This is a genomic window from Phormidesmis sp. 146-33, from assembly GCF_052939515.1.
The window spans coordinates 83,942-89,978 of sequence record NZ_JBJPHU010000014.1 but is presented as its reverse complement, the minus strand read 5'-3'; the positions used below and the strand labels follow the sequence as shown (position 1 = coordinate 89,978).

Sequence of the window (6,037 nt, the reverse complement as noted above, 5' to 3'; positions counted from 1 at the left end):
CGCAGGCGCAATGACGCAAACTAACAGCACAATTAAACCGCTGATCAGGGTCATCATCATCGATCGACGGAACGCATTTCCTTGCATGGATCGACCTCTAAAAATCGCTTTTTCACTCTACCGTGTGCTTTCAAAATCGTGGAGAGGATATACGCTATAGGAGTCTCAACGCTTCAAAAAATTGCTTATGCAGTCCCTTAGTCGTGTTCTCAAAAGTTTGAAGGCCTATCGTCTGGTCGCATTTGGAGCCTTGCTGAGTTTGCTGTTGTTGACGGCGGCCAATGCCATCACTCCGCAACTGTTTCGCTGGGGAATTGACGAGGGAATTTATAAGCAAGATTTACGCATTGTTTTAGAGAGTGCAGGCTGGATGGTGGGGGCCGCGATCGCCCGTGGGTTGTTCAATTTTGGGCAGAGTTTTTGGGCAGAAGCGGCTTCTCAAGGGATTGCTTTTGACCTTCGTAATAAGATCTTTAGCAAAATCGAAAATCTTAGTTTTAGCTATCACGATCAGGCGCAAACTTCTCAGCTACTTACCCGTGTCACCAGCGATATCGAGCAGATTCGTACCTTTGTGGGCACTAGCTTGATTCAGGTGATTGGCGCAGTCGTGACTTTGGTGACGATCGCAGTGATTCTATTGCTGATGAATTGGCGATTGGCGTTGATTACTTTGTCCGTTGTACCGCTTGCTGGCTGGATATTAGGGCGATTTCTCACCCGCAACGATCACTTGTTTCGTCAGGTTCAAGAACAGCTCGCCGATTTGAATTCAGTGCTGCAAGAAAATCTATTGGGCGTACGAGTCGTCAAAGCGTTTGTTCGAGAATCAGCCGAGCGATCACGCTATACCCTAATGAACGATCAGCTTGTGACCGTCAACATGAAAACGATTCGGGCCATTCGCAATACGTTTCCGTTGATCTTTTTGTTGAGTAATCTGATCACGTTAGCGGTCGTAGGTTATGGCGGTGCTGCTGTCATTGATCAACAATTTTCGATTGGCGAACTGGTTGCCTTTAATTCTTACTTACTGTTAGTGCTTCAGCCCATTTTGCTGATTGGATTTGCGGCTCCTGCGATCGCTCAAGCGGCCGCCTCCGCCGATCGCGTGTATGAGGTCGTCGATGCCGAGATTGAGATTCGCGATCGTCCCAACGCTCTACCATTCAACCAATGTGGGGGACGAATTACCTTTGAGAACGTGTCGTTTCGCTATCCGGGATCAACGATCGAAGCGATCAAAAATATTTCCTTTGAAACCAAACCCAACGAACTAATCGCCATTTTGGGCATGACGGGTTCTGGTAAAAGTACGATCATGAATTTGATTCCGCGATTTTATGATGTGACGGCGGGCGCAGTGCGAATCGATGGGCGAGACGTGCGAGATTTTACGCTACAAAGCCTGCGATCGCGCATCGGCACCGTTTTTCAAGCCACAACTCTCTTCTCTGGGACGCTGCGAGAAAATATTGCTTACGCCGTCCCGGATGCCTCACTCGATCAGATTATCGAAGCCGCCAAAACAGCCCAGATTCACGACTTCATTACCAGTCTGCCTGATGGGTATGACACGATCGTCGGGGAGCGCGGGGTCGGATTGTCGGGGGGACAGAAACAACGGATTGCGATCGCTCGAACGCTACTCACCGATTATCGAATTTTGATTCTAGACGACAGTACTTCAGCCGTGGATGCTCAAACAGCGGCCCAAATCCAATCTGCATTAGATGACCTGATGCGACGAAAAACTTGTACCGCTTTTGTGATTGCTCAGAGAATCAGCACGGTACGTAACGCCGATCGAATTTTACTCATGGATAAAGGACACTTGGTTGCACAAGGAACCCATGAATCGCTAATGCAAACGAGTTCGCTATACGGTGCTATTTTAGAATCTCAAGTAAAACGTTCGGTCACAACTTCTGCAATACAATAAAGAACCAACTGGAAGGTAAAAGATGGTACAAACTTCTCCTAAATCGCTAACGCTGGCAGACTTTCTAGCGCTACCAGAAACTAAGCCTGCCAGTGAGTATATTGATGGTCAAATTATCCAGAAACCAATGCCCAAAGGAAAGCACAGCGTTATTCAAGGTGAATTAGTTCCTGCAATCAATACAGTTCTTAAACCTCAGAAAATTGCGAGAGCTTTTCCAGAATTGCGATGTACGTTTGGAGGTCGATCGACGGTGCCCGATGTATCTGTGTTTGTTTGGGATAGAATTCCTCGTGACCAAAATGGTGAAGTTGCGGACACTTTTCTAATCGCTCCAGATTGGACAATTGAGATTTTGTCACCTGAGCAAAGTCAAACAAAAGTCACCAAAAATATTTTGCATTGTTTAAAGCACGGCACTCAGATGGGTTGGCTAATCGATCCAGAAGAGCGATCGCTAATCGTCTACTTACCCCAACAGTTGCCTGAAGTGTTTGACGAGCCAGAGTCACCATTACCCGTTCCCGCATTCGCCAACCCATTACAGCTAACGTTGGGAAATTTATTTGCCTGGTTGTCAGAGTGATCACAGATTCAAGTGATCAGAGATTCAATAGAACGGAATACTTCTCCTCGAATTCTTCTTTAACCGCTATGAGATTTCCCGCAGTTGCATCTGACCAGACAAATCGACAAGCCTCAACGCTAAAACGCTTTTTACAGTACCTACAACCTTATCGAAAAGAGATTCCGATCGCCCTCGGATTTGTGATGATTGGCGCAGCGACCCAGGCGATCGGGCCCTTTCTCATCGGCTGGTCAATTGACAATCTGATTGTTCCAGGAAACTTACCTGGTTTGTTGCTGATGTTGGCTGCGTTGGCGATCGTATATATTCTCGGTGTCACTGCGATTCGTCAACAGATTTTGCGTGTCGGTTTGATTGTGCAACGATTGCTGGCTCAACTGCGACAGGATATCTTTCTCAAAATTCAAAGCTTGCCGTTGAGTTTCTTTGATCGCAGCGAAGCGGGAGATTTGATGAGCCGTCTGCTGAATGATGTCAATACTGTAAATCAAGCATTCGGACAAACGATCGCTCAGATGTTGGGAAATTTGTTCAGCTTGATTGGAATTGTGATCGCAATGCTGATCATCAATCTACAACTGGGGCTTGTCAGCAACTTAGTGGTTCCGTTGATGATTTTTACTACAGGACTGTTTTCACGCTGGGCGAGAGCGAGGTTTCGGGTGACCAGACAAACGATCGGAGAGCTTTCGACTCGCCTTGAAGAAGACTTGGGCAGCGTTCGAGAAGCGCAGGCTTTTAATCGAGTTTCGCTCAACATTGAGGAATTTAGCAGTCTGAATGCGGCCAATCGAGATGCAAATATTCAGGCGGTGGCAATTACGGCGGCGTTTTTACCGTCGATCGATTTTCTCAATACGCTGGCGACAGCAGGCGTGCTGGCTTATGGGGGCTATCTTGCGGTGACAGGTTCGGCAACCGTAGGCGTAGTGACGGCGTTTTTGCTGTATGTGCAGCAGTTTTTTCGACCGATTCAAATTCTCAGTCAGTTTTACACGCAAGCACAGTCCGCATTTGCAGGATTAGAGCGCATCTTTTCACTTTTGGATGAACCCTCACAGCTTAAGGATGCTCCAAATGCGATCGAGATGCCGCCCATGCGAGGAGAAGTCACCTTTGAGAATGTCGAGTTTGGCTACACCAAAAATCAGCGCGTTTTGAATGGCGTAACCCTTCAGGCACAACCCGGTCAGATGATTGCCCTTGTGGGTCAAACCGGAGCGGGAAAGAGTACGATCGTCAATCTGATTCTACGTTTTTATGATGTGACAGGCGGGACAGTTAGCATTGACGATTATGATGTTCGGAGTGTGACTCAGGCGAGTTTGCGCCGTCAAATTGGCATTGTTTTACAAGATACCGTTTTGTTTAGTGGTAGCGTTGCTGAAAATATTGCGTTCGGTCGTCCTCAAGCAACCCAGGCTGAAATCGAAGCGGCGGCTCAGGTGGCAAACGTGCATGAATTTATTACAACGCTACCTCAAGGCTATGCAACTCTCTTGGGCGAACGTGGCGCAACCCTCAGTCAAGGACAGCGACAACTGATTAGCATTGCCCGCGCCGTTTTGATTGACCCAAAAATTCTGATTTTAGACGAAGCCACTAGCAGTATCGACACGCGCACAGAAGCTCTTGTACAGTCTGCGATCGCTCGTCTCCTAAAAAATCGCACCAGTTTTGTAATCGCCCATCGTCTCAGTACAGTTGCTCAAGCCGATCAAGTTTTAGTCGTTCAGCAGGGTCAAATTGTAGAACGAGGCACCCACACCGAACTGATGGCCCAACAAGGCATCTACGCTAATTTATATGCCCTTCAACTCGGTGCAGCGCTGGTTGAATAAACTCAGTCGATTGGGTGAATCTGACTTTGAATCCAGTTCCCTTCCTTTTTAAGCTACTGTGCACAGACAAGTTGATTAGATTCGTCCTTACCGAATTGCTTCGCCCCCTAAATCCGCCACTCTGAGGGGCTTTGAGCAAAAATAAGTTTTTTAGTTCCAGAAGTTTTTCATTCTTCAAAATTCAGGTCTGTAGCCGCTAAACTGAAACTATCCCCCTCTTTAAATCACCGATGTTTGGAACTTTTCAGCAAAGCAACCTGAGAATCGAAGTCAACGCCTCTGAGGAAACCCTTCGCAAAAATTTGGCTTCTCCCGCTCAATTTCCCAAGTGGCTCTGGTTTGAGCGATTTTCGGCTGGGTTGCCTGATGAAGTGCGTCCGGGGCAGACGTTCAAAAGTTGGGTGGGGCCGATCGCCATTCACCATCAGGTTGAAATTGTGGAACCTAATCGAATTCGGTTTTTGTTGAGTCAGGGAATTGATGGATTTCACGAATGGGCCTGGGGCGAGGGTTGGATTCAGTCGCGCATTGAAGGCATTTCGGCACTCCCGATCAATCTCGGACAGACGGCAAGTTTGCTGTGTCTCAAGCAGTTTTTGCAAGGTTCTTTGATGAGTTAAGGTCGATTTGGATGGGATTTTTTTGCTTAACCGCTAATCCGATCTGCCCCCCAAATTCCCCATGAGTGCGGGACTTTGAACCGGGAGCATCCCAATTGTGCAAAATCTCGGATTGCCCTCCTCACGAAGTGGGGCGAGAGCTTTGCCAGCCCGTCTCCCCAGTGAGAAGGGAGTCAGATCTCTTGTTCCCTCTCTTGGGGGAGCTACGGTGTATACACAAGTCTATACTCACTTCGTTCTAGTCGGCTTCAGCCCCCTAAATCCCCCATTCTGGGGGACTTTAAGCAAAAAAGACTTCCAGAATTTAGAACCCTGATCAGCGTTCAAAGTCCCCCAAATTTGGGGGATTTAGGGGGCGAAGGATTACGGCAAGTACAGATCAATCGACTTGTGTATACACGGTAGCCTTGGGGTTAGGGTGAGGGCAAAAAGACTGTGCTACACAATTGGGATCCTCCCCTTTGAACCGAACACTTATCCGAAAGTCCTCCAGAATTGGGGGTTGGGGGGCAGAAGACGCAAACAGCAAGGGGCCGCGTTCTCATCAAAAACTCACGATTCAGCCAATTTTCGTCGCTGTCGGGTGAGAATACTCATCACTTCGCCAAACGAGGGCGCAGGCAGCAAAGGACTCCAATCACTCGCATTTGCAAATCGTCGAACGTGCAAATTTTGAATGGTTTCGGTCACGCCGTCTGAAGAACCGATGATCAACACGCGCAACGCTTCATACTCATCAGATTGAGGGATCGCAACATCAGGTAAGAGATCCTGAAGCGGAATGCGAAGCGAAGTAATCGTGAAACGGGGAATGGAATCGGGAAGGAAACGACGTTGAATCGCTTCTAGAAATGCGTAGGCGAAATCGCACAGCCAAAAGCCAGCGTTCAAAAGACGTGCCATGATGAATACTCCAAGTTTAGGTTTCCGAAGAAACCCAAAAAACTAGCCGCCCCAAAGAGCAGAGCAAGTCGGAGCGGCCAAAGGAGTGATAGAATTCTCCATTAGCCCTCTGGACTGGTGCAGTCAGTCTCGTGGGTTAGCT

5 protein-coding genes are annotated in these 6,037 nt (G+C 47.9%); 4 read left to right on the top strand and 1 reads right to left on the bottom strand.

What is annotated here, in order from left to right:
- Positions 1-187: 187 nt before the first annotated feature.
- From ACJ2PR_RS08395 to ACJ2PR_RS08380, 4 genes are all read left to right on the top strand, one after another.
- Positions 188-1,942, top strand: coding sequence for an ABC transporter ATP-binding protein (locus ACJ2PR_RS08395; RefSeq protein WP_446876694.1), 1,755 nt, complete (start codon positions 188-190; stop codon positions 1,940-1,942).
- Positions 1,943-1,964: 22 nt separating this feature from the next.
- Entirely contained in the window at positions 1,965-2,528 is a 564-nt protein-coding gene (locus ACJ2PR_RS08390; protein WP_446876693.1) for a Uma2 family endonuclease, read from the top strand.
- Positions 2,529-2,596: 68 nt separating this feature from the next.
- Positions 2,597-4,372: an ABC transporter ATP-binding protein gene (locus ACJ2PR_RS08385; protein ID WP_446876692.1), complete on the top strand. Its 1,776-nt coding sequence runs from the start codon at positions 2,597-2,599 to the stop codon at positions 4,370-4,372.
- 230 nt (positions 4,373-4,602) lie between these two features.
- Positions 4,603-4,992: a hypothetical protein gene (locus ACJ2PR_RS08380; RefSeq protein ID WP_446876691.1), complete on the top strand. Its 390-nt coding sequence runs from the start codon at positions 4,603-4,605 to the stop codon at positions 4,990-4,992.
- Between the two features lie 552 nt (positions 4,993-5,544).
- Here the strand turns inward: ACJ2PR_RS08380 and ACJ2PR_RS08375 are convergent.
- Complete coding sequence (locus ACJ2PR_RS08375) at positions 5,545-5,895, bottom strand: hypothetical protein (RefSeq protein WP_446876690.1); 351 nt, start codon at positions 5,893-5,895, stop codon at positions 5,545-5,547.
- Positions 5,896-6,037 lie beyond the last annotated feature (142 nt).